A 23323-nucleotide genomic window follows, 5' to 3' on the forward strand; every position below is an offset into this window, starting at 1 on the left:
GCGAAGGGGGAGGAGCCGCATGCACCGCCGGATCGGCGCACCACTGTTCGCCCTCGTACTCGCGGTGTCGGCGCCACTCGCGATCCCCCCGGCGACGTCAGCGGCGCCGAGCGCGCCCGTCAATGCCTGTGGCGAAACCGGATTCGACCCGTCCTCCGCAGCGGGCGGCAGTCCTGCGCTTCCGGGGAACGTCGACATCCGATATCCGTGGCCGCAGATCGTCACGGTGCCCATGACCGACCCCGTCCAGGATCAGACCCGGGTGCCACAGGATCCGCTGCCCACCGACCCCTGCGCGGACCCCTGCCCCGACCTCACCGACTCCGCGCCCGAGCCGGCCGACGAGGACCCGGGATCGTCCGGCTCCGCATCGTCGGGGTCCTCCTCGTCGGACTCGTCCTCGTCCGGCTCCGACGGTTCGTCGGTGCCGCGGTTCTCGATCACGCCCGACATCGAACCCATCCCGATTCCGATTCCCGGCCCGAAACCCGATGTTCCGCCCGCACCGGACCCGGTGTCGCCGCCGGTGGAGGTCGCCCCGCAGTCGCAGGCGCCGCAGCCTCCGGACGTCGGATCCACGAGGCTCGTCGCGCAACTGACCGGACACGGATCGATCAACCGGACCGACAAGCGCTGGCAGGTCGACGGCACCGACCTCGGCATCACCTGGGAGTCGAAGCCCGGCGAGGTCGCGATCGCCTTCGGTGACACCTTCGGCGCCGACTGGGAACCTCCCGGCGCCAACGGAACGGACTGGCGCTCGAACGTGCTGGGGCACAGCACCGATCGCGACCTGTCGGACGGCCTCACCATCGACTCCATGGTCCAGGACAGCCGGTGTCACGCCGCCGAGGTCCTCAGCAGCCGCAAGATCAAGAACTGGGAAACGACGACCATCCCCACATCCGGATTCGCGCTCGGCGGCCGGCAGTACATGAGCTACATGTCCGTGCGGCGGTGGAGCATCATCCCCGGGCTCTGGTACACGAACTACGGTGGCATCGCCCACTCCGACGACGACGGGCAGACGTGGACGAAGGATCCGCATGCCCGATGGGACAACCTGTTCGGCCTCAACAATTTTCAGGTGGCCGCCATGGTCCCCGCCGGCGACCACGTCTACATGTTCGGCACCCCCAACGGGCGTCTCGGCACCGTCGCCGTCGCCCGCGTCCCCCAGGACCAGGTGCTCAACAAGAGCGCCTACCAGTACTGGGTGGACGGCGAGTGGAGCCCGGTGGGGGAGAAGTGGCCGACACCGATCCTCCACGACACCGCAGCCGAACTGTCCGTCCGCTACGACGCCACCCGCGGACTGTGGCAGATGAGTTACCTCGACACCGTTGCGGGCGCGATCGTGCTGCGGGAGGCGACCAGCCCGCAGGGCGAGTGGACGAAGGGCGTTCCCGTCGTCCACTCGAGCGACTACCCCGCGATGTACGGCGGCTTCATCCACCCCTGGTCCACCGAGAACGACCTGTACTTCACCATGTCCGAATGGGACAGCTACAACGTGTATCTCATGCACACGACGCTGCGCTGACGCGCCTGTGCGTGACCGTCAGCCCGGGTGGGTGACAGTCACCCGCGGGCGGCGCCGCCGCTTTCTCCCCACCAACGCAGCAACTCCGCCTCCGCCTCTTCACGGGGGAGGGGGCCACGATCGAGGCGCAGTTCCTTCAGGAACGTCCACGCCCGACCGACATCCGGTCCGGCGGCGATCCCGAGCAGCTCCATGATCGCGTTGCCGTCGAGGTCGGGACGCACCCGCGCCAGATCTTCCTGCTCCGCGATCCGCGCGATCCTCGACTCCAGATCGTCGTAGGTGGCGCGCAGCTTGGCAGCCCGGCGCTTGTTGCGGGTCGTGCAGTCGGCCCGCACCAACTTGTGCAGCCGCGGCAGCAGATCGTCGGCATCCGTGACGTACCGACGCACCGCCGAATCCGTCCACGCCCCATCGCCGTACCCGTGAAACCTCAAGTGCAGGAATACGAGTCGGGACACGTCCTCGATCATCTGCTTCGAGTACTTCAAGGCCCGCATCCGCTTGCGGACCAGTTTCGCTCCCACCACCTCGTGGTGATGGAAGCTCACGCCGCCGCCGGCCTCGTTGCGTTTGGTGTCGGGTTTGCCGATGTCGTGCAGGAGCGCCGCCCAGCGCAGCACCAGGTCCGGATCGCCCTCCTCCAGATCGACCGCCTGCTTGAGCACCGTCAGCGAATGCTCGTAGACGTCCTTGTGCTGGTGATGCTCGTCGATTTCCAACCGCATCGCGGGAATCTCCGGCAGCACCCGCTCCGCGAGACCCGTCTCGCACATGACGTCGACACCCTCGCCCGGGTACTCACCGAGGATCAGCTTGTCCAACTCGGCGTGCACACGTTCCGCGGTGATCCGGTCGATCTGGTCCGCCATCTCCACGATCGCCTCGTGCACCCGCGGCGCGAGCGTGAAACCGAGCTGGGACACGAACCGCGCCGCGCGGAGCATGCGCAGCGGATCGTCGTTGAACGAGATCTCGGGCGCCGCCGGGGTGTCGAGCACGCCCGCGAGCAACGCGTCCATCCCGCCGAGCGGATCGACGAACTCCTGTTCACCGTCCGCACCGATCCGGACCGCCATCGCGTTGACGGTGAAATCCCGGCGAACCAGATCCTCCCGCAGGCTGGTGCCGTACTGCACCTCGGGATTGCGGGTCACGCCGTCGTACGCATCCGTGCGGAACGTCGTGATCTCGATCTGCTGCTCGTCCTTAGCGGCGCTGATCGTCCCGAACGCGATCCCGGTGTCCCACTGGTTGTCGGCCCAGCCCTTGAGCAACGCCTGCACCTGCTCGGGGCGCGCGTCGGTGGTGAAGTCGAGGTCGGTACCGAGCCGCCCGAGCACCGCGTCGCGGACACTGCCGCCGACGAGGTACAACTCGTGTCCGGCTGCAGCGAACCGCGCACCCAGTGGGGTCAGCACATCCGAGAGGCCACGCAGGGTCACGGACGCGGACGCGAGCAACCGCGCGCGACGGTCCTCGTCGGGAGTAGGGGAAACCACGACTGTGCAGCTTACCGACTTGGGCGGGGGCCTCATCGCGCGCCGAGCGGCCACCGGTGTGGGATTCGACGGCCGCCGCACAGAGACAACTAGTATCGATTGGGTGTCTCCAGCCGAACGCGCCAACCGCAGCCGCCGCAACCCGCGGCGTCGTGGTGGGCACGGCGAACGCACGAACCAGCGCATGCGCACGGTGCGGGAGACGTCCGCGGGCGGCCTCGTCGTCGACGGACTGGACGGCCCCCGAGAACTTCAGTGCGCGGCACTGATCGGACGCACCGACCGACGCGGACGGCTGCTGTGGTCGCTACCCAAAGGGCACATCGAACAGGGCGAAACCGCCGAACAGACAGCGATCCGTGAGGTCGCAGAGGAGACCGGCATCCGTGGTTCCGTCCTGGCATCCCTCGGCAGCATCGACTACTGGTTCGTCACCGAGGGCAGGCGCATCCACAAGACGGTCCACCACTACCTGCTGCGGTTCCAGGGCGGCGAACTGTCCGACGAGGACGTCGAGGTGACCGAGGTCGCCTGGGTGCCGCTCGCCGAACTCGCGTCACGCCTCGCCTACGCCGACGAACGACGCCTCGCCGAGGTCGCGGGGGAACTCCTCGACCGTATCGCTGCAGGCCAGGAGGTCGGAGACGCGGGCAGCGCCAACCCGGACAACCACAGCGGGGCCCGAGAGAACGGATGATCACGATCCGTCGCCTGGCCGCGACCGCCCTGACCGCACTGGCCCTGGCCGCACCTCTCACACAGCCGACCCTCGCGGGTGCCGCACCCACCGGGACACCGGGCGCCGCGCTGCCCACCCAACGCGGCGGCCAGTCCCAGCAATTCGTCGACCTGTCCATCGACAAGGTCACCCCGACGACCGTCACGACGTCCAGCTCGCCGACCGTGACGGTCTCCGGCACCGTCACGAACATCGGCGACCGCCCCGTCAGCGACATCCAGATCCGGCTGCAGCGGGCGCCCGCCGTCAGCACACCCGACGAACTGCGCACCGTCCTCACCGACGGCCAGGACCAGTTCGACGTCGTCGGCCCGTTCTCCGAGATCCACGACGAACTCACGGTCGGGGAATCGTCCCGATTCAGTGTCGCGCTGCCCCTGCGTTCCACCGAGGCCGCGTCACTCGACATCGACGAACCCGGTGTGTACCCGCTGCTGGTGAATGTCAACGGCACCCCCGAGTACGGCGGCGCGGCCCGACTGGACGATGCCAGCTTCCTGCTGCCGGTCCTCGGTGTGCCCGCCGACCCGACCGATCCCGGTACCGGCGCCGCGCCCCCGTCGACCACCGATCCGGTGGCGATCACGCTGATGTGGCCGCTCGCGGATCGCCCGCAGCTCGCGTCGGGGATCCCCGGATCGGTCGACGAGAAGGTCCGGCTCGTCGACGACGACCTCGCCACCTCGTTGGCGCCGGGCGGACGGCTCGAACAGCTCGTCGCGGCGGCCGAGTTCGCCACCGACGCCGACCTGGACCGCGGCCGCTCCCTGGCCGGATCCATGTGTCTGGCCGTCGACCCCGATCTCCTGGTCACCGTCGCGAACATGACCCGCGGCTATCTCGTCGTCGACGACCCCTCCGACCCGACCGGACCGGCCCACGACGGAACCGGTCAGGCCGCCGCGACCGAGTGGCTCGAACGCCTGCGAGTGCTGGCTACCGACCTGTGCGTCACCGCGGTTCCCTTCGCGCAGACCGATCTGACGGCACTGCACCGAGTCGGGGACGCGACGCTGACGGCGCGTGCACTCGGTACCCCCGCCGACATCGTCGACGCCGTGCTGGGTGTGACCTCCCTCCGCGGCCTGACCTGGCCCGACTCCGGGGTTCTCGAGCCCGCCGCGGCGGCGTCGCTCACCGGGCTCGGACCGACCGCCCTGCTCGCGGAGAACACCGTGACCGACCCGGGGACCGCGGTACGGGTTCCGATCGACGGCGGCAACAACGGCGGACCGCTGTACGCGACGCTGTTCGACAGCTCGGCCGCGACCGCACTCGCCGCAGTCGGGGGGACCCCGCAGACCCCGACGTTCACACCCGACGCCGCCCGCTACGACCTGGCGGGGGACTCCCGCACGGCCCGCTTGCAGGACGCACTCGGCGCGATGGTGTGGGAGTCGTTGACGCCGCGCAGCACCGCCTCACGGTTGGCAGATGCCGGCCCGCGGTCCGTGCTGCTGGTACCTCCGCAGGACTGGTCCGCCGACGGCGGGGAGGCTGCCGCGATCCTCTCGACCGCGTCGACGATGCTCGGATCCGGTCTGGCGACACCGGAGTCGCTGCCGGACCTCATGGGCCGGCCTACCGCACCCACACCGGTGCAACTGACCTACCCCGACCAGGCGGTCACGGACGGCGCTCCCACCACCGTCGTCGACCGTGTCGCAGCGACCGCGCCCGAGGTGGACGCACTGACCGAGACGCTCGTGCTCGACCCGCAGTCGTCGCTGACACCCGACGGGTACACCGCGCCGCTCGAGGAGGACCTGCTGCGGGCGATGTCCACCTCCGACCGTCGCGTCGTCGGTCGGACCACGGCGACCGCGGCAGCCGAACAGCGGGTCACCGAGGTCCGGAGCGCGCTCGACCGCGTGTACGAGTCCGTGACGGTTCTCGCGCCCGGCGGGGCATACACCCTGGCGTCGGAGCAGAGCCCCCTGCTGTTCGTCGCCCGCAACGACCTCCCCATCGGGATCACCGTCCGGTTGCGCCTGTCCGCGCCGCCCGGGATGACGATCACCGACATCGGGGAACAACAGTTGCCGCCACGCGGCAGCCGTTCGCTCCAGGTCCCCGCGAAAGTCACGGAAACCGGCAAGATGGTCGTCGACGTCGCTCTGACCACGACGAACGGTCGTGAACTGGGCGACCCGACCTCGGTTTCGGTGCGATCGAACTCGTACGGCAAGCTGCTGGCGATCATTACCGCCTGTGCAGGCGCACTACTGTTGCTGCTGGCCGGGCGGCGACTGTGGCACCGGTTCCGGGGTCAACCGGACCCAGCGGACGAAGGGCACGAAGACCGATGACGGGCAGCACGCGAGGGCCGGGCGACGGCCCGCAGCCGCCCGATCGCACCGACGCCGCGCCCTGGGAGCGCAACCCGCGGGATCCGCGGCAAGGGCCCCCGATGCCACCGCGTCAGGGTCAGGCACCACCTCCGCAGCAGGGGCAGAGGCAGCCGGCTCCGCAGGTACGCCGGAACCCGCCCACCCGTCCCGCACCCCGGCCCGGTCCGCCCCAGCCCCCATATCCGCCGCAGCGACTGCAACGGCCGTATCCGCCGCAGCCCACAGGCCCCCAGGCTCAGCCCCGCCCGTACCCACCCAGGCCGATCGGACAACGCCCGGCACCGCAGCCGCCCGTCGAGAACAATCCGCACGCGATGCCGCAGCGCGTCGCGGCGGCGCCGCAACGGGTGGAGCCCGCGCCACAGCCGCGGGCGAATCCGTCGACGGCACCCCAGTCGACCGTCACCGACAGTGCATCCGACGGCGCAGCCGACAAGGACAACTCGAACTCCCGACTGATCGCGTCGACCGGATCCATCGCCATCGCGACCCTGGTCAGCCGCATCACCGGCTTCCTCAAGCAGGTGCTGCTGCTCACCGCACTCGGCGCCGCAGCGGCAAGCTCGTTCAGCGTCGCCAGCACGATGCCGAACATGATCTCCGAGCTGGTCCTCGGCGCGGTTCTGACCGCGATCGTGGTGCCGGTCCTCGTCCGGGCCGAGAAGGAGGACGACGATCACGGTGAGGCGTTCGTCCGGCGCCTGTTCACCCTGTCCGTCGCCACCCTCGGCACCGTGTCGGTCGCCGCGGTGCTCGCGGCGCCCCTGCTGACGCGGCTGTTCCTGCCGGAGAACGGCCTGGTCGACGACCGGTTGGCCACCAACTTCGCGTACCTGCTGCTGCCCGCGATCCTGTTCTACGGCATGTCCGCGCTGCTCACCGCCGTGCTCAACACCCGGCAGGTGTTCAAACCCGGAGCCTGGGCGCCCGTCCTCAACAACGTCACCGTGCTCGTCGTCCTCGGCGTGTACTGGCTGCTGCCCGGCGGCGACGAGGTCACCACCACCCGACTGCTGGTCCTCGGACTCGGCTTCACTCTCGGCGTCGTCGTGCAGGTCGTGACTCTGCTGCCCGCGATCCGCCGCCAGGGCGTCAACCTGCGACCGCTGTGGGGCGTGGACGACCGGCTGAAGATGTTCGCCGGGATGGGCATCGCGATCGTCCTGTACGTGCTGATCAGCCAGATCGGATTCGCGATCGGCACCCGGGTCGCGGCGGACGCGGACGCCGCGGGACCGGTCATCTACCAGCAGGCGTGGTTGTTGTTGCAGTTGCCGTACGGCATCCTCGGCGTCACGGTGCTCACCGCGATCATGCCGCGGCTGAGCCGCAACGCCGCCGACGAGGACACCCCCGCCGTCGTCGACGACCTGTCCGTCGCGACCCGGCTGACGATGGTCTCGCTGGTCCCGGTCGTCGCCTTCCTCACATTTGCCGGACCGCAGGTCGGGCAGGCGCTGTTCGGATACGGCAACTTCGGCAGCGCCGACGCCGAGCGCCTCGGTCACGCCGTCAGCTGGTCCGCGTTCACGCTGATCCCGTACGCGCTGGTGCTGATCCACCTGCGCGTCTTCTACGCGCGCGAACAGGCGTGGACCCCGACCTGGATCATCCTCGGAATCACGAGCGTCAAGATCGGGCTCTCGCTGCTCGCACCGGTCGTCGCGTCCGACGATCAGCAGGTCGTGAGCCTGCTCGGTGTCGCGAACGGACTCGGCTTCACCGCCGGCGCCGTGATCGGCGCGGTGCTGCTCCGTCGCAGCCTCGGATCGCTGCGGATGGCGAACGTCGGCAAGACCGTTGCGCTGGTGCTCGTGGCGTCGCTGGCGGGCGGTGTCGTGATGATGGCCGCCGAACGATTCCTCGGCCTGGGGGCACTCGGCGACAAATTCGGTGGGCCGGGCGCCTTCGTGCAGGTCGGGATCTGTGCCGTCATCATGCTCGGCGTGACGTTCGCGTTGCTGCGATTCGCCGGAGTGCCCGAGGTCGTGGCCGGAACCGTCACCGTCACCCGGCTCGTCAAACGAGTCCTCGGCAGGACCCCGGTCGAGCCGAATCCGGTCCCTGCCGACACCGTCTCGATCTACGAAGCGGAAACGGAATTGCTACCGGTCATCGGGCGTCCTCCGGTACAGCGCAGCGGCAACGATCAACTCCCGTACCCTGGTGCCCGACGCGCCGGGGCGCCGACCACTGACAATTCCAGCGAGCTGCACGAAGGAGCGAGGGTGAGCGACGAAGACGTTGCCGGCGGCCAGACCGGTAGTTCCACCGTGGAGGCAGCCGCACCCACACCCGACACGTCCCCCGGCACCCCCGCAGCCGACAACGCCGCACCCGCCGAGTCCGCTCGCGCCAGCGCATCCGGCCGGCCGGCCGAGAAGCGGGTCCGGCCCGAACGCGACCTCACCGTCGACACCGGTGTCATCCCGATCGGTTCGCCGCAGCTGCCGCCCCTGCGGGTCGGCGGCGACAGCAGTGCACGGCGCACCAGCCCTCGCGGCCCGCAACTCATGGCGGGCGCATCTGTCGCGGGTGGCCGGTACCGACTGCTCGCGCCGCACGGCGGTGCGCGCGGCCTGAAGTTCTGGCAGGCACACGACACGAAACTCGACCGTGAGGTCGCGCTGACCTTCGTCGACGCGGAGCAGCGTGCCGGCCTCGACAACGCGGACGACACCGGTCCTCAGGCCGTGCTCTCCCGCACCCTGCGCCTGGGTCGGATCAACTCTCCGGGCCTGGCCCGGGTGCTCGACGTCGTCCGCGGCAGTTCCGGTGGCATCGTCGTCGCCGAGTGGACGCCCGGCCGCTCGCTGCGCGAGATGTCCGAGACCGTCCCGTCGCCGGTCGGTGCGGCCAGGGCGATCCGTGCGCTCGCGTCCGCAGCCGAGGCCGCGCATCGCACCGGCGGTGCACTGTCCATCGACCATCCCGACCGCGTCCGCATCTCGGTCGACGGCCATGCCGTCCTCGCGTTCCCCGCGACCCTCGCCGACGCCGACGCTCCGTCGGACGTTCGGGGGCTCGGCGCAATGCTGTACGCGCTGATCACGGCGCGCTGGCCACTCGGCGAGCCCGCGCCCGCACCGGGTTCGGCCGCACCCGCCACCTCCGACTCCCGGCCCGCGACCGTCGGCGGGATGCGCCCGGCGGACCTGGACGACGCGGGGAACCCGGTGGAGCCGCGTTCGCTGCGACCGGAGGTGCCGTTCGAGATCTCCGCGGTCGCTGTCCGCGCGCTCGAGCGCGAGGGCGGTATCCGGACTGCCGCGACCGTGCAGCACGTCCTCGACCAGGCCTCGGTCGTCGACCAGAAGACGGACATGATGCCGGCACTGCGGCTCGGTCAGCGACCACCCGGCACGACCGGTCACGCCCTCCCCGACGAGGAGGAAGCGGCGAAGTCGCACAGCAACCGAATGGTGATCGCACTCGCGACACTGGGTGTGCTGACCGTCATCGTCCTCGCACTCGCGGGATGGTGGTTGGCGAACCTGTTCGCGGGCAACAGCTCCGACGAGCCGCTCAACGAGCAGAACATCGGTCTGACGACAGCGGCGTCCGAGCCGTCGGCGGAGTCCGCACCCGCGCCGACAGCAGCTGCCGCGGCACCCGTCGTGGTGACGCCGTCGCAGGCGACCGTCTTCTCCCCGCAGGGATCGGCCGACAACCCGACCCAGGCGGGTCTCGCGATCGACGGCAACCCGGCAACGGAGTGGACCACCGACGCCTACTTCGACCAGTTCCCGAGCTTCAAGAACGGTGTCGGCCTGCTCGTCTCGCTCGACGATCCGGCGAAGCTGAGCGAGGTCAACATCACCTCCCCGAGCGTGGGGACGGTCGTCGAGGTTCGGTCCGCACCGAGCGACCGGCCAACGCTCGACCAGACGCAGGTGATCGGACGCGGAACGCTCAAGAGTGGCGACACCACCATTCCCGTCACGATGGACGGCAGTACCAGCCGCGTCCTGGTGTGGATCACCAAGCTCGGAACCGACACCAGCGGAAACCAGACCGCGATCAAGGAAATCGAGTTCACCGCTGCCCGCTGAGCGGTCGAGTACGTAACGCTTGGGAGTGACTGGAGACCCCCTGGTCGGTTAGCATCGCGCGTGCGAATCAACAGGGGGATCGCCGTGGCTGGAATGTCGGATGCCCAGCTATTGGCGGCGCACGCGGCTGGGGACCCGCGGGCATTTGCAGAGCTGTTGTCCCGACACCAGGACCACTTGTGGCAGACCGCGCGGCGGACCAGCTACACCGTGCAGGACGCGGAGGATGCGTTGCAGGAAGCACTCCTCTCCGCCCACCGCACGGCGGCAACGTTCCGCGAGGACGCCGCGGTCCGCAGCTGGCTCCACAGGATCGTGGTGAACGCCTGTCTCGACCGGATGCGGCGGAACCGGGCCCGCCCGACCGTGCCGCTCCTGGACGACGACGGACCCGAACCCGCCGACACCAGGGACGTCATGTCCGAGCGGGAGACCTCGTTGACCGTCGAGGAAGCTCTCTTGATTCTTCCGCCGGAACAGCGTGCGGCGGTCGTCGCCGTCGATCTCGAGGGCTACTCGGTGGCGGAGGCGTCGGTCCTGCTCGGAGTTCCGGAGGGTACCGTGAAAAGCCGCTGCTCGCGGGCGCGCAGCAAACTTGCCCACCACCTGAAATATCTGCAACCCGAGCGGAACGGAATCCTACCGAGGGGCGTCTAATCCTGTGACGCACGATGTGAACCCGATCCCAGCACCAGGTCCACACGTCAACCATCGCAGAGGAGGTGTCATGGTCCCCGAGGGAACGGACGCACCCCACTCGAGGTTCGACGGCGATCTCCTCTCCGATCTGCACGGTGACGTCCTGCCCCCGGATGAGGCGGCGCGACTGCGGGCCGCGGTCGCAGACGATCACGAGGCCCAGCAGGTTCTGGCGGCGCTCGATCGTGTCCGCGACGATCTCGCCGCGCTGCGCACCGATCCTGCTCCCGCTCCCGCCGCGCCGGAGCAGGTGATGGCGCGCATTCGGGCGACACTCGAATCGGCCCCCGTTCCCGTCACGAACCTGGCCGATCGACGTCGGCGGCGGGCGATCGGATATGCGGCGGCGGCCGCTGTCCTCGCTGTCCTGGGCGGCCTGACGTTCGCGGTGGTCCGCGGTGGTGATTCCGGTCAGGCCCCCGACAACTCGGTTCTCGCGCAGCCCACTGCCGCCGTCGATCTCGGCGAGAAGCTTCGCCCCGCCGCTGCGCTCGGCGTCCTGGGGCACTCCGACCCGGGCGTGTTCTCCGATCCTGGCCGACGCGCAGAGTGTTTGCGCGCCAACGGAATCGACGTCACAGCACCGGTACTGGGTTCGACGACGGTCACCCTGCACGACACCGCAGGGGTGCTGCTGCTGCTCCCCGGCCCTCAGCCGCCGCAGGTGACGGCACTGGTCGTCGGAAATTCCTGCAGTGCAACAGATCCCGCAACCCTTGCCCGGACGGACATCGGTTAGAGCGCGCCTCACGGAGTCGCTCCGAGGGCCCCGCTCTAGCGCTCGCCGACCCCCGCGCCGGGCAGCAGGATCGCCAGGATCGCCTCACGCATCTCGTCGGTGTCCTCGGACGGTGCGATCAGGGAGAGGAACATCGCTGCACCGGCACCGAGCGCGAGCAGAGCGCGCGCGGTGTCGGTGTCGGTGTCGGTGTCGGTGCCCGTGCCCTCCGTCCGGGCGGGCAACAGCTCGGCGGCAGGCCCCGCGAAGTTGCGCCACAGTGCGGTGCGCAACTCGTCGTGGTCTCGGAGGGTGGCGAGCAGGCCCGGCACCGCGGCCCGAACCTCCGGCTGCCGGAACAACTCGGAGCTACCCGTCACCACCCAGCGGATCCAGCCTTCGCGATCCGCACCATCGAACGGCGTCAGATCTGGCGTGACCCCGAGCACAGCGTCGAGAACAAGGTGCGCCTTCGACTCCCACCGCCGGCCGATCGCCGCCCGGCTCACCCCCGCGCGGGTCGCGACGGTGCGGACACTGAGCTGATCGAATCCGACCTCCAACAACAGCTCTCGCGTGGCGGCGAGCACGGCGGAGTCGATGCGGGGGTCGCGGGGCCGACCCGAGGAGGTGATGTTCATCGCCCGTGATTGTCGACCACGAAGGGCGCCCCGGCCACCTCTTGGCGATTTCGGCACGCTGCGGGACCGGCGCGAGGGTGAGCCGGAACGTTCCCTCCCGCTGAGGGCCTGAGCGTTCCGTGCACGCTCCCGCTTCAGTGCGAGCATTCGTGCAGTGTGGTGCGAGAATCGCGTTCGGCGGTGCGTCGCCCCCGATGGGACGATGCACACCGGGCGCGGCCGCCGCTCCCGACTACCATGTCCTCGACCACCGCGCCCGCGGCGGAGACCGCGATCGCCCGACCGGGGTCCGCGTGCCCGGGCCTTTTGCACCGAAGGGGGACGGCGTTGCCGCGGATCACCGCACCGACTGTGGCCGAGCACCGAGCCGCCCAGAAGCGGGCCCTGCTCGACGCCGCCCGCGAGGTGTTGGCGGAAGGCACGCCCGAGCTTCCCGGTTTCGCGGAGGTCGCGGCGCGGGCAGGCCTGGCCCGCTCCAGCATGTACCAGTACTTCAGCTCGCGCCGGGACCTCCTCGACGCGCTGATCGAGGATTCGTATCCGCGCTGGTCGGGACGCGTCGAACGGGAGATGCGCGCCGCGGGGTCGGCAGACCTCCGGGTGCTGGCCTACGTGCGCGCCAACCTCGACCTCGTCGCCGAGGGCGAGCACGCGATCGCGTCGGCGATCTCGTCCATCGCCCCGAACGAACACGTCGGAGCGAGGGTCCATGCCCAGCTGTCGGCACCCTTGGTCGAGGCGCTCGCGGAGCTCGGCGTGCCGGATGCGGCGGCGACCGCCGACCTCGTGAACTCCGTCGTCCACGCCGCCACACGTCAGATCGAGGCCGGTGAGGATGCGGACGTGGCCAGGACCCGGGCCGTCGCTCTTATCGAGCCGTACGTGATGTTCGTCGCCCATCGGGCCGAGCCAGGGAACAGCACCGCTTAGTCTGGTGTTGAGCCAGTCGACGTCCACTACCGGGAAGGCCCCATGACTACTCCGACCTCCGTTCGCGACCTGATCATCGTCGGCTCCGGACCTGCCGGCTACACGGCCGCGGTCTACGCCTCGCGTGCGGAGCTCGAGCCGCTGCTGTTCGAGGGCACCCAGTTCGGTGGCGCACTGATGACGACCACCGAGGTCGAGAACTTCCCCGGCTTCCGCGGCGGCATCATGGGCCCGGACCTCATGGACGAGATGCGCGAGCAGGCCAAGCGCTTCGGTGCCGACATCCGCACCGAGGACGTCGACGAACTGGACGTCACCGGTCCGGTGAAGAAGGTCGTCGCGAACGGCGAGACCTACTACGCGCACGCCGTCATCCTCGCGATGGGCGCTGCCGCCCGCTACCTCGGCATTCCGGGGGAGGAGACCCTGCTGGGCCGCGGCGTGTCCGCCTGCGCCACCTGCGACGGTTTCTTCTTCAAGGACCAGGACATCGTCGTCGTCGGCGGCGGCGACTCCGCAATGGAGGAGGCCACCTTCCTCACCCGCTTCGCGAAGTCGGTCACCCTGGTGCACCGCCGCGAGGAATTCCGCGCCTCCCGGATCATGCTCGAGCGCGCCAAGGCGAACGAGAAGATCCGCTTCGTGACGAACGCCGAGCCGGTCGAGGTGCTCGGCGAGAACAGCGTCACCGGCCTGGTGCTCCGCGACACCGTCACTGGCGAGCAGTCGACGCTGCCCGTGACCGGCATGTTCGTCGCGATCGGTCACGATCCGCGCAGCGAACTGGTCAAGGGTCAGGTCGACGTCGACGATGCCGGTTACGTGCTGGTGCAGTCGCCGAGCACGCACACCTCAGTCGAGGGTGTGTTCGCCGCGGGCGACCTCGTCGACCACACCTACCGGCAGGCGATCACCGCAGCGGGAACGGGCGCCTCGTCGGCGATCGACGCCGAGCGCTGGCTCGCCGAGCGCGGTGACATCAGCGCCAACACCCTGGACGCGGCCGGCGAACCGGTCGCCGCGCAGGCCTGATCGACCGTTCGTCCGCTCACACACGAGGAGAACCCATGGCCAACACCATCACCATCACCGACGACTCGTTCAAGCAGGACGTGCTGGACTCCGACAAGCCCGTCCTCGTCGACTTCTGGGCAACCTGGTGCGGGCCGTGCAAGATGGTCGCTCCGGTCCTCGAGGAGATCGCGGGTGAGCACGCCGACAAGTTGACCGTCGCCAAGCTCGACATCGACGCCAACCCCTCGGCCGCCCGCGACTTCCAGGTCATGTCGATCCCGACGATGATCCTGTTCCAGGGCGGAAAGCCGGTGAAGCAGATCGTCGGCGCCAAGGGCAAGGCCGCCCTGCTCAAGGACCTCTCCGACGTTCTGTAATCGCCGCCACGGTCCTCGGGATTGCCGATTCGCCGGGGGCTTCTGAGAGAATCACCCCCGAAGGTGTTGGCGACACAGGCACGAGAAAGGGCTCCATCGAATGCATCGACTCCGTCACGGCGACCACGGTCACGCCGTTACCGAGATTCGGAGCACCCTTTCCAACCTGGGCTATCTCCTCGACGGCGTCACCACTGCGCACCGTGAGCCCGTGAACGGTGCGCAGTGGGCTGCTCCCGACACTGTGTTCGACCACCATCTGGACAGCGCCGTCCGTGCATTCCAGCAGCAACGTGGCCTCCTCGTCGACGGGGTCGTCGGCGCCGCCACGTACCGCGCGCTGCGTGAGGCGTCGTACCGCCTCGGGGCCCGCACCCTCGCGTACCAGCTGTCCGCTCCCCAGTTCGGCGACGACGTCGCGGCACTGCAGACGAAGCTGCAGGATCTCGGCTTCTACTCGAGCCGCGTCGACGGGTATTTCGGTCCGAAGACGCACGAGGGGCTGTCGTCGTTCCAGCGGGAGATCGGCATCGCGTCGGACGGCATCTGCGGCCCCCAGACGCTGCGGTCGCTCGAACTGCTCGGGACCCGCGTCACCGGTGGTTCGCCGCACGCGATCACCGAGGAGGAGTCGGTTCGCCGCTCGGGACCGCAGCTGAGCGGCAAGCGCATCGTGATCGACCCTGATCTCGGCGGCGACGAGACCGGCGTCGTGGTCCCGACGCCGCACGGTCCGATCACCGAGGCCCAGATCCTGTGGGACATCGCCAACAGACTCGAAGGCCGGATGGCGGCGACCGGGATGGAGACGTTCCTGTCGCACCCGCCGAACAGCAATCCGTCGACCGCACAGCGGGCCGAGACGTCCAACTCCTTCGACGCGGACCTCATGATCTCGCTGCGGTGCGCAAGCAGCACGAGTCCGCAGGCGAACGGTGTCGCCACGTTCCACTTCGGCAACTCGCACGGCGCGACGTCCCGGATCGGACAGGTACTCGCAAGCTTCATCCAGCGCGAAATCGTTGCTCGCGCACCACTTCAGAACTGCCGGACCCACGGTCGATCATGGGATCTGTTGCGGCTCACCACCATGCCGACAGTACAGATCGACATCGGTTATCTCACAAACGATTCCGACGTCAAGACGCTCATCAATCCGCGCAATCGCGACACGATCGCGGAAGCGATCCTGGTTGCGGTCAAGCGTCTGTACCTGCTCGGGCAGGACGATCAGCCGACGGGCACATACACTTTCAAGGAACTGCTCGCCGAGGAACTCGCCAAGGCCGACCGCGCCTGAACAGGTGCTAGATCACGCCGACGGCGGAGCGGTGCGTGCTCTCCGGCACCGTCACCGCGGCCGCCATGAGCAGTCGCTCCAGCGCCGACTCGACGTCGGCCTTCCAGCCGAGGTCCCGGTCGAGTTCGAGTCGAAGTCGGGGGAACCGCGGGTGCGCCGCGACCACCTCGAAGCCCATGTCCTCGAGGAACGACGAATCGATCATGCATTCCGACGGGCTGCAGACGTGTGAGCTCCCTGCGGTCCTACCCTCGTCCGGACCCCGGACGATGCCGAACGCCTCGATGGCACGCGCGCCACGGCGCACCAGATCGCCCACAACGGCCTGAATGAGGCTGGGGCCCACTCCGTCCAGCTCCGCAACCGGTTCGAGCCGCATCGTGGTCAGCAGGACCGCGTCCGGGCTGACAGGGGAGGTCGGGAAGAGCTTGGCACGCGGCACGTTGCCAGGAGGGGAGTAGAGCGCGCAGCCGGCGGGGCGCCCGTCAAGCGTCGCGATCTGCCCGCACGAACCCCACTCCAGCATGACCATCGACAGCCATGCTTCCTTCTCGAACTCGGGGTCCGCGTACACGCGTGAGTCGCGCAGGGCGTCCGGGTCCATTTCCCAGAAGACGCAACGCCGGGCGTGCCGGGGGAGCTGATCGAAGCCGTCGAGTGTGAGGGGGCTGATGCGCATCGACACCCTGACTCTCGCCTCCACGACACCGCGCACGGACGACGGGCGTCCGCACATTCAACCGTTCTCCAGGTAAAGAATAGGCGATCGGGTTCTGCACGACCTGTGGTGGCCGTGCAGAACCCGAATCATCTTGTGCTCTCGACGGACTTCACGCACCGATGCCCGACGTCACAGTGACGAAAAAGCCACCACCCCGCGTTAGGCGCCGGGCGACTCCATCATCTCGACAATTCGCTGCAGATCGTCCACCGAACCGAACTCGACGACGATCTTGCCCTTCCGCTTGCCGAGGCTCACGGTGACGCGGGTGTCGAAGGCGCCGGAGAGGCGATCGGCGACATCCTGGAGACCGGGCATCTGAATGGGCTTGCGCTTGGTCGGAGGAGTCGGGAGATCACCACCGTCACGGTTGGCGAGCGTCACCGCCTCCTCGGTCGCACGAACCGACATCCCCTCGGCCACGATCCGGGCCGCGAGAACCTCCTGCGCGTCCGCGCCTGCCTCGAGCGACAGCAATGCGCGCGCATGCCCCGCCGAGAGCACGCCGGCCGCAACGCGACGCTGAACCGGAATCGGCAGCTTGAGCAGTCGGATCATGTTCGTGACCACCGGGCGGGACCGCCCGATCCGCGACGCCAACTCCTCATGGGTGACGTTGAACTCCTCCAGCAGCTGCTGATACGCGGCCGCCTCCTCCAGCGGGTTGAGCTGGACCCGATGAATGTTCTCGAGAAGTGCGTCTCGCAGCATGTCGCCGTCGTTCGTCTCCCGCACGATCGCCGGAATGCTCGCGAGGCCCGCTTCCTGGGATGCCCGCCAGCGACGCTCACCCATCACCAACTGATAGCTGTCCGGCCCGAGTGCACGAACGACGATCGGCTGCATCAATCCGAACTCGCGGATCGAGTGCACCAGCTCCGCAAGCGCCTCATCGTCGAAGACCGACCGCGGCTGCTTCGGATTCGGTTGAATCTGCGCCGCCGGGATCTCCCGGTAGGACGCACCGACCGGTGCCAGGTCCTCGGTCGTCGCATCGGCAGGCGCGGGCTTGTCAGCGGACTTCTTCGCCGCAGTCTGCTCGCGCTTGGCGTCCGCCGTCGCTGCCGGCTTTGCGGCGACGTCATCCGATCCGGTGGGGGAGGGGAGGGGCTCGCCGTTGCTCTCCGGCTCCACTTCCGTCGCGGGCGCAGGCTTCGTCGGTGCAACGACGTTGCCGATGATGACGTCGGCCGCCGCGCTGCCGAGCCGGGGTCCGGCGTCAGGGCCGGTCGGAATCAGTGCCGCGAGGCCACGTCCGAGGCCGCCCTTGCTTCTCTGTGCCACTAGTTCTCCTGCGCTTTGATCGATGCGGTACGGGCAGCGAGCTCACGGCCGGCGTCCAGATAGCTCATGGCGCCACGTGATCCGGGATCGTAGTCGAGAACCGTCATTCCGTATCCCGGAGCCTCGGAGACCTTCACGCTGCGGGGAATCACAGCCTTCAGGACTGCCTCGCCGAAGTGTCCGCGGACCTCCTCCGCCACCTGGTCGGCGAGCTTCGTCCGCCCGTCGTACATGGTCAGCAGGACGGTCGAGACGTGCAGTGCCGGATTCAGATGGGATTTGACCAACTCGATGTTGCGCAGGAGCTGACCGACACCCTCCAGCGCGTAGTACTCGCACTGGATCGGGATCAGGACCTCGTTCGCGGCAACCAGCGCATTGACGGTCAGCAGGCCGAGTGACGGGGGGCAGTCGATGAGCACGAAATCCACGTCGAGCTCGTTGAGAAAGGACTCGGAGAGGGCGTTCTTGAGTCGGTTCTCGCGGGCAACCATCGACACCAGTTCGATCTCCGCACCTGCGAGGTCGATCGTGGCCGGGATGCAGAAGAGCTTCTCGCTGTGCGGGCTCTGCTGCAGCGCTTCCTTGGGGGTCACCTCACCGATGAGCAGCTCGTAGCTCGACGGAACCCCGGAGTGGTGCGGGACCCCGAGTGCGGTACTGGCATTGCCCTGCGGATCCAGGTCGACGACAAGGACCGTCAAGCCCTGAACCGCCAATGCCGACGCCAAATTGACTGCCGTCGTGGTCTTTCCGACGCCACCCTTCTGGTTGGCGATCGTCAGCATCCGACGACGATCCGGCTTCGGGAGTGACACACTGCCCGGGTGCAGCACCTGGCTCGCGCGCTGCGCCGCCGCACCGATCGGGGTGTCCTCGAGGGAGATCCCGTCGTACGGACCGGACGGCTCGGCGCCCTGCCCGTTCGGTGACACGTGGTCGGTGGATCGCGATGAGTTGTGGTCCGTTTCACGTGAAACGGTAGCTTCGGGTCCACCCGACATGTAGTGCTCCTTCACTGAACCGACTCGATCACCGTTCGACCACGCTGTCATCGCCGCTGAGATCTCTTCGGAATGCGTTCCGCCCGAACAACAGTGGTCGGCGTCGGGAGAATCCCGACGCCGCACTCGACGACCTCAAGCTTGCCAGCCCCGAGCTTGGTTAGGGAAGCGCGATCGCGCTCGATCTCCTCGGCTGCGCTGGATCCCTTCATCGCCAACATTCGACCGTGCGTGTGTACGAGCGGCAGCGACCATCGGGCCAGCTTCTCCAACGGTGCGACGGCTCGTGACGTGACGACGTCCGCGCCACCCGCCTCCTGGATGACACCGGCCTGTTCGGCGCGGCCGCGCACCACGCGAACATCGAGGCCCACGGATTCGATGAACTCGGCCAGATAGACGGACCGACGCAACAGCGGTTCGACGAGGGTGATCTTCAAATCCGGGCGGGCAATGGCGAGCGGGATGCCCGGCAACCCGGCACCACTTCCGACGTCGACGACCGACTCGCCCTCGCCGATCAGTTCGCCGATGACGGCACAGTTCAGGAGATGGCGCTCCCAGAGTCGCGGCACTTCGCGGGGGCCGATCAAGCCACGCTCCACCCCGTCCGTTGCGAGGGAGTCGTGGTACTTGAGGGCAAGGTGAAGGCGGTCCCCGAACACGCGCTGAGCGGCGTCGGGGAGGGCTTCGGACTCGATGGGTTCCACGTGAAACATCTTCCCGCGCACGCGTGACATTCCACAAACCAACAGGCCGTATTCCGGTACCCGACATGAGAACTTCACGCAACCGGCCCCGCACGATCGTTCTCGCGGGCCGATGCCGTCCCGCCGACCGCGCCGGCAGTGGGGGAGGGGAGTGATTGGGAGGCCAACCACTCTCGAACTCTGATCGCCCCACGGCTGTTTCACGTGAATCATGGACCTCCCGTCCGGCTAGGCGTCGACGACTACCGGTGCACCCGTCAGGCGTCGATCGTGCCGGATCATCCGCCGCGAACACGGGTTGGCCGTTTCGATCAGTCCGAATGATCGGTCCCCATAGATCGCCATTCGGTTCAAGTGAATCGTCACCGCGCACGAGGTCATCGAGCGACGTTGAATCGACGCGGCAACACGGCGGGTGGTCAGGGCGCGTCGCGAGGATCCCGGATGCACGAGAGGTCCCATCGTTCGGCGACGGTCAGTCTCCCCGCGCAGGAGCGCGCGGAGCGACCACCCGGCAGGAGCGGAGCCCGCGGAGCGACCACCCGGCAGGAGCGGAGCCCACGGAGCGAATCCGGCGTGCGGGAAGACACATCGAGTCACACCGACAGCTGGCACCGGTCCAGTGACGCCCAGGACGCACCATTCCGTTCGTCCGCGAGTTCGGCAGCCACTCGAGGACGTCGACAGGGACGCCATGTGATCCGAGGGCTAGGTCCAGCGCGGTGGGGGAGGGGAGTGGTCCGCCATACCGAGCCTGCATTCGATGTTCCACGTGAATCAACGCAACCTCGACAATCCACCGGGCGAGCCACACCGCCTGCCCCACGGACCTCGTTTACGCACCGCCGCCCGTCTCGTGAGGGAACCGCCTCGTGGGGGAGGGGAGTGGTTCGCCTGCAGTAGGTCGATTGGGATCCGTTGTTTCACGTGAATCCGAACCCGTTGCACACCCCGGGTCGTGAGGATCACGCGAATCCCGCCAGCCCGCTCCGTCGAGGGATTCGACAGCGTCTCTCGGGAGGTCGTCGTCGTGCGCCCGTCGACACCGGGAGGGAGTGGCAATCGACCGGGGTGTCTCCGATGTCACTCGCGTCCACGGGGCGGGCGTCGTCATTGGGGGATCGCATCTGCGACGCATCGCGACCGGTCCGGCGCCACCTTCTGCAACCGCAATTCTCAATGTCCACGACGCACCTGCCGATGTGATCGCGAGAGCTGCGGGGACTCCCGGAGGAGAGGAAGGCGTAGAGCGAATCTCGTCGTCGATGTTTCACGTGGAGCGGCGTGACTACGACGTGCGCCATCCGAGCGACCGACACCGTGACGCGAGGGCACTTCAACACATAGGGGTCACGCTGTCTTGGTGCAACGAGGCGCGCATCGTTGCGCATTCGAGTGCTTTGAACTCGACCGCCCCTCGGTACTCGACTTGCAGCGGCAGACCCTTGTTTCACGTGAACCAGGATGTTCGGGCCAGGCAACACTGGGTGACCGACCAAGAACGATGGCGTCTCCTCCGCGCACCTTCACTGCCTTCCTGGGGGCGACCACGGAGGCACACAGCAGGGCAATAGAGGATCGGGAGGCTCCGTCGACACGGTGGGCTCGTCTGCGGAACGGGCATGTGTGCGCTGCAATCACACCCGCTGTCCGCGGGCCACTTCCGCGTCGCCGACAACCGACGGACATCGACGCCACCTCGTCGACAGGAGCGACCCACCCGGTTGTGCACACCGGGTGGCCGATCACCGCCAGGGCCGAAGCAGTCGGACGGGTTCGTCGGTTCCGGTGGACTCCCGCACCGCCTGGGTGCACTCCACCGCGTCACCACTCGCGGGACGCCACAGAGCGTGGCCAGCTTCCCTCAAGTGCGCCCACGAGCCTCGGAAGCTGCATCCGATCGAGATCACGAACCACGCTCTGATGAACTCCGGGCACGCCCAGACCGCTCTCGTACGCGAGAAGGGATCTGAGGTACACCCGGGGCGAAGGTGAGTCTCCGCGCGCGCCGCACATTCCGCCGAGTTCGACGGACCTCAGATTCACGTGAAACATCGCAGGGATTGTGGGGCGGTGCTGAACGGCAGGATCGGCGCCTGCCCACCCCGTGACGATGCGTCGCCCCGCGCGGTAGCGGTGGGGGAGGGGAGGGGCTCGGTGTCAAACATCCGTCACGACACTCGAAGGGACGTTCCCGGGCGGCTGCCGCAACAGCGCCGGCCGTGCGCATGGCGAGTGGACAATGCCCGAAGACTCACCGTGATGCCACCACGGACACGCGTTTGTGGCGCAGCTCCGGCCGACCATCGCGTGGACTCCGCCGGCATTGCGGTGGGGGAGGGTTCCCTTGGACGATCGCACGGAGTCGTCGGCGCTGGCGGGGCAGCAGTCACTCGCAACCCGGTGGGCGAAGAACCACTCCAAACGAGACGACTCGGGGACCCGATCTCGGTCGGCGTGGGTACGGGTTCGACGCGTTTCGGCACTGCGCGGACGTGGATCGATCGACCCGCGGTGGAGCGATGGAGCCGTCGCCACGGGCAACCGTGTACTTCGACTCCTCTTGCGTTGCCTGAGACTTCCACCCTCACGAATTCCTGTCACAGTGACGAAATAAGCCAGGGTGGTTGGATGTGATTTCCCGGAGAACCGGCGGATTCATCCCGTGCAACGAGGTTCTGTCGACTCGGATCTCCAAATCCATTGCACCGCAGCATGATTGGACACTCGGAGGTCGGGCTCGGAGGAACCGACGACCGTCGCCGCCTCGGCGGAGTCCGAACGACTCCGGAGAGCCACCCCGTGACAGAAATGGGTGGGGCACCCCCCGCGCGGCCGCGGGACAGACCAGTCGCCGTCGCCGTCCGGCCCCGATGCATCGCATTCTCGTCCGCACACACATCACGACGTTGGGTCGGCAGCCGATGATCCCGCCGAGCGAACCGGTCCTGGGCTCGGATCCACGATCGCCGTCTCGCACACCCGTGGACAAGTTCGGTTCGACGGGCACAGCCGCCATCGACAGCACCGGTGTCGCCTGATGTAAAGACGGCGTTGCAGTCGATCGGGTCCGGATTCACGTGAAACATTCGGCACACATCGCGAGGCTGCCGAGTCCCCGGAACGACGAAGGCTCCCGACCTCACGGCCGGGAGCCTTCTCGTTGCTGGGGGGAATCAGCCCTTGAGTACGACGACGCGACGCGACGGCTCCGCGCCCTCGCTCTCGCTCATGACACCATCCACGGACGCGATCGCGTCGTGAACGATCTTGCGCTCGAACGGGGTCATCGGGGAGAGTGACTCCGGCTCACCCGACTCCAGAACGCGCTTCGCGGCGGCGAGGCCGATCTCGGTGAGTTCGGCGCGTCGGCCGGCGCGCCAACCGGCGATGTCGAGCATCAGCCGGCTGCGCTCGCCGGTGGACTGCTGCACCGCCAGTCGGGTCAGTTCCTGCAGGGCGTCCAGAACCTCACCCTTACGGCCGACCAGCTTGCTGAGGTCGTCGCCGCCGTCGATGCTCACGATCGCGCGGTCGCCCTCGACGTCCAGGTCGATGTCGCCGTCGAAGTCGAGCACATCGAGCAACTGCTCGAGGTAGTCACCCGCGATCTCGCCTTCCTCGACGAGCACGTCCTCCTCGTCCAGTTCCTCCACAGGTGCATCGACTGTCACGTCCGCCACGACCTCGTCCACTCCGTCCCGCGCGGTTCCCGGATCATTCGCCATCGTCGTTCTC

17 protein-coding genes are annotated in these 23323 nt (G+C 68.3%); 10 read left to right on the forward strand and 7 right to left on the reverse strand.

Going from position 1 to position 23323, the window contains the following annotated elements:
- Positions 1-19 precede the first annotated feature (19 nt).
- On the forward strand, positions 20-1543 hold the full coding sequence (locus RHCRD62_RS21440) for a glycoside hydrolase family 183 protein (RefSeq protein ID WP_050066787.1): 1524 nt from the start codon (positions 20-22) through the stop codon (positions 1541-1543).
- Between the two features lie 38 nt (positions 1544-1581).
- On the opposite strand, the gene RHCRD62_RS21445 is transcribed toward RHCRD62_RS21440, so the two are convergent.
- Complete coding sequence (locus RHCRD62_RS21445; RefSeq protein ID WP_050066788.1) at positions 1582-3045, reverse strand: CCA tRNA nucleotidyltransferase; 1464 nt, start codon at positions 3043-3045, stop codon at positions 1582-1584.
- A gap of 103 nt (positions 3046-3148) precedes the next feature.
- Here RHCRD62_RS21445 and RHCRD62_RS21450 point away from each other — a divergent pair, with 103 nt between their 5' ends.
- The 5 genes from RHCRD62_RS21450 to RHCRD62_RS21470 all read left to right on the forward strand — a co-directional run bounded on the left by RHCRD62_RS21450 (position 3149) and on the right by RHCRD62_RS21470 (position 11625).
- Positions 3149-3742 (forward strand): NUDIX hydrolase, encoded by a 594-nt coding sequence (locus RHCRD62_RS21450; RefSeq protein ID WP_249353538.1) that lies wholly within the window; start codon positions 3149-3151, stop codon positions 3740-3742.
- The gene (locus RHCRD62_RS21455) at positions 3739-6093 is read left to right on the forward strand and encodes a hypothetical protein (protein WP_050066790.1); all 2355 of its coding nucleotides are present in this window, start codon (positions 3739-3741) and stop codon (positions 6091-6093) included. Before RHCRD62_RS21450 ends, RHCRD62_RS21455 begins: the two co-directional genes overlap by 4 nt.
- Positions 6094-6449: 356 nt before the next feature.
- The gene (murJ, locus tag RHCRD62_RS21460; protein ID WP_050066791.1) at positions 6450-10187 is read left to right on the forward strand and encodes a murein biosynthesis integral membrane protein MurJ; all 3738 of its coding nucleotides are present in this window, start codon (positions 6450-6452) and stop codon (positions 10185-10187) included.
- Positions 10188-10247: 60 nt separating this feature from the next.
- Positions 10248-10844, forward strand: coding sequence for an RNA polymerase sigma factor SigM (gene sigM, locus RHCRD62_RS21465; protein ID WP_050066792.1), 597 nt, complete (start codon positions 10248-10250; stop codon positions 10842-10844).
- Between the two features lie 70 nt (positions 10845-10914).
- Positions 10915-11625 (forward strand): hypothetical protein, encoded by a 711-nt coding sequence (locus tag RHCRD62_RS21470; RefSeq protein WP_050066793.1) that lies wholly within the window; start codon positions 10915-10917, stop codon positions 11623-11625.
- A gap of 35 nt (positions 11626-11660) precedes the next feature.
- Here the strand turns inward: RHCRD62_RS21470 and RHCRD62_RS21475 are convergent, their stop codons facing one another.
- On the reverse strand, positions 11661-12245 hold the full coding sequence (locus RHCRD62_RS21475; RefSeq protein WP_050066794.1) for a TetR/AcrR family transcriptional regulator: 585 nt from the start codon (positions 12243-12245) through the stop codon (positions 11661-11663).
- 351 nt (positions 12246-12596) lie between these two features.
- On the opposite strand from RHCRD62_RS21475, the gene RHCRD62_RS21480 reads away from it, so the two are divergent.
- The 4 genes from RHCRD62_RS21480 (at position 12597) to RHCRD62_RS21495 (ending at position 15866) form a co-directional block, all read left to right on the forward strand.
- Positions 12597-13175, forward strand: a complete 579-nt coding sequence (locus RHCRD62_RS21480) for a TetR/AcrR family transcriptional regulator (protein WP_367379655.1) — start codon at positions 12597-12599, stop codon at positions 13173-13175.
- 42 nt (positions 13176-13217) lie between these two features.
- Positions 13218-14207 carry a thioredoxin-disulfide reductase gene (trxB, locus tag RHCRD62_RS21485; protein ID WP_050066795.1) on the forward strand — a complete coding sequence of 330 codons (990 nt, stop codon included), beginning with the start codon at positions 13218-13220 and terminating at the stop codon, positions 14205-14207.
- 35 nt (positions 14208-14242) lie between these two features.
- Positions 14243-14566 (forward strand): thioredoxin, encoded by a 324-nt coding sequence (trxA, locus tag RHCRD62_RS21490; RefSeq protein ID WP_050066796.1) that lies wholly within the window; start codon positions 14243-14245, stop codon positions 14564-14566.
- 100 nt (positions 14567-14666) lie between these two features.
- Positions 14667-15866: an N-acetylmuramoyl-L-alanine amidase gene (locus RHCRD62_RS21495; protein WP_050066797.1), complete on the forward strand. Its 1200-nt coding sequence runs from the start codon at positions 14667-14669 to the stop codon at positions 15864-15866.
- Positions 15867-15873: 7 nt separating this feature from the next.
- On the opposite strand, the gene RHCRD62_RS21500 is transcribed toward RHCRD62_RS21495, so the two are convergent.
- The 5 genes from RHCRD62_RS21500 to RHCRD62_RS21525 all read right to left on the reverse strand — a co-directional run bounded on the left by RHCRD62_RS21500 (position 15874) and on the right by RHCRD62_RS21525 (position 23313).
- Entirely contained in the window at positions 15874-16551 is a 678-nt protein-coding gene (locus RHCRD62_RS21500; protein ID WP_050066969.1) for a hypothetical protein, read from the reverse strand.
- A 195-nt stretch (positions 16552-16746) separates the two neighbouring features.
- On the reverse strand, positions 16747-17871 hold the full coding sequence (locus tag RHCRD62_RS21505; RefSeq protein WP_050066798.1) for a ParB/RepB/Spo0J family partition protein: 1125 nt from the start codon (positions 17869-17871) through the stop codon (positions 16747-16749).
- Complete coding sequence (locus RHCRD62_RS21510) at positions 17871-18875, reverse strand: ParA family protein (RefSeq protein WP_050066970.1); 1005 nt, start codon at positions 18873-18875, stop codon at positions 17871-17873. The genes RHCRD62_RS21505 and RHCRD62_RS21510 overlap by 1 nt, the downstream gene beginning before the upstream one ends.
- A gap of 47 nt (positions 18876-18922) precedes the next feature.
- Positions 18923-19594: a 16S rRNA (guanine(527)-N(7))-methyltransferase RsmG gene (gene rsmG / locus RHCRD62_RS21515; RefSeq protein WP_050066971.1), complete on the reverse strand. Its 672-nt coding sequence runs from the start codon at positions 19592-19594 to the stop codon at positions 18923-18925.
- A 3167-nt stretch (positions 19595-22761) separates the two neighbouring features.
- The gene (locus RHCRD62_RS21525) at positions 22762-23313 is read right to left on the reverse strand and encodes a Jag family protein (protein ID WP_050066800.1); all 552 of its coding nucleotides are present in this window, start codon (positions 23311-23313) and stop codon (positions 22762-22764) included.
- Positions 23314-23323: the final 10 nt, after the last annotated feature.

Source organism: Rhodococcus sp. RD6.2, from assembly GCF_001040705.1.
Taxonomy (GTDB): Bacteria; Actinomycetota; Actinomycetes; order Mycobacteriales; family Mycobacteriaceae; genus Rhodococcus_G.

Excerpts from the sequence above, each read along its gene's own strand:
- RHCRD62_RS21440 (WP_050066787.1), top strand. The coding sequence starts at position 20 with ATGCACCGCCGGATCGGCGCACCACTGTTCGCCCTCGTACTCGCGGTG.
- RHCRD62_RS21455 (WP_050066790.1), top strand. The coding sequence starts at position 3,739 with ATGATCACGATCCGTCGCCTGGCCGCGACCGCCCTGACCGCACTGGCC.
- murJ (WP_050066791.1), top strand. The coding sequence starts at position 6,450 with ATGCCGCAGCGCGTCGCGGCGGCGCCGCAACGGGTGGAGCCCGCGCCA.
- RHCRD62_RS21470 (WP_050066793.1), top strand. The coding sequence starts at position 10,915 with ATGGTCCCCGAGGGAACGGACGCACCCCACTCGAGGTTCGACGGCGAT.
- RHCRD62_RS21475 (WP_050066794.1), bottom strand. The coding sequence starts at position 12,245 with ATGAACATCACCTCCTCGGGTCGGCCCCGCGACCCCCGCATCGACTCC.
- trxB (WP_050066795.1), top strand. The coding sequence starts at position 13,218 with ATGACTACTCCGACCTCCGTTCGCGACCTGATCATCGTCGGCTCCGGA.
- trxA (WP_050066796.1), top strand. The coding sequence starts at position 14,243 with ATGGCCAACACCATCACCATCACCGACGACTCGTTCAAGCAGGACGTG.
- RHCRD62_RS21495 (WP_050066797.1), top strand. The coding sequence starts at position 14,667 with ATGCATCGACTCCGTCACGGCGACCACGGTCACGCCGTTACCGAGATT.
- RHCRD62_RS21510 (WP_050066970.1), bottom strand. The coding sequence starts at position 18,875 with ATGTCGGGTGGACCCGAAGCTACCGTTTCACGTGAAACGGACCACAAC.
- rsmG (WP_050066971.1), bottom strand. The coding sequence starts at position 19,594 with ATGTTTCACGTGGAACCCATCGAGTCCGAAGCCCTCCCCGACGCCGCT.
- RHCRD62_RS21525 (WP_050066800.1), bottom strand. The coding sequence starts at position 23,313 with ATGGCGAATGATCCGGGAACCGCGCGGGACGGAGTGGACGAGGTCGTG.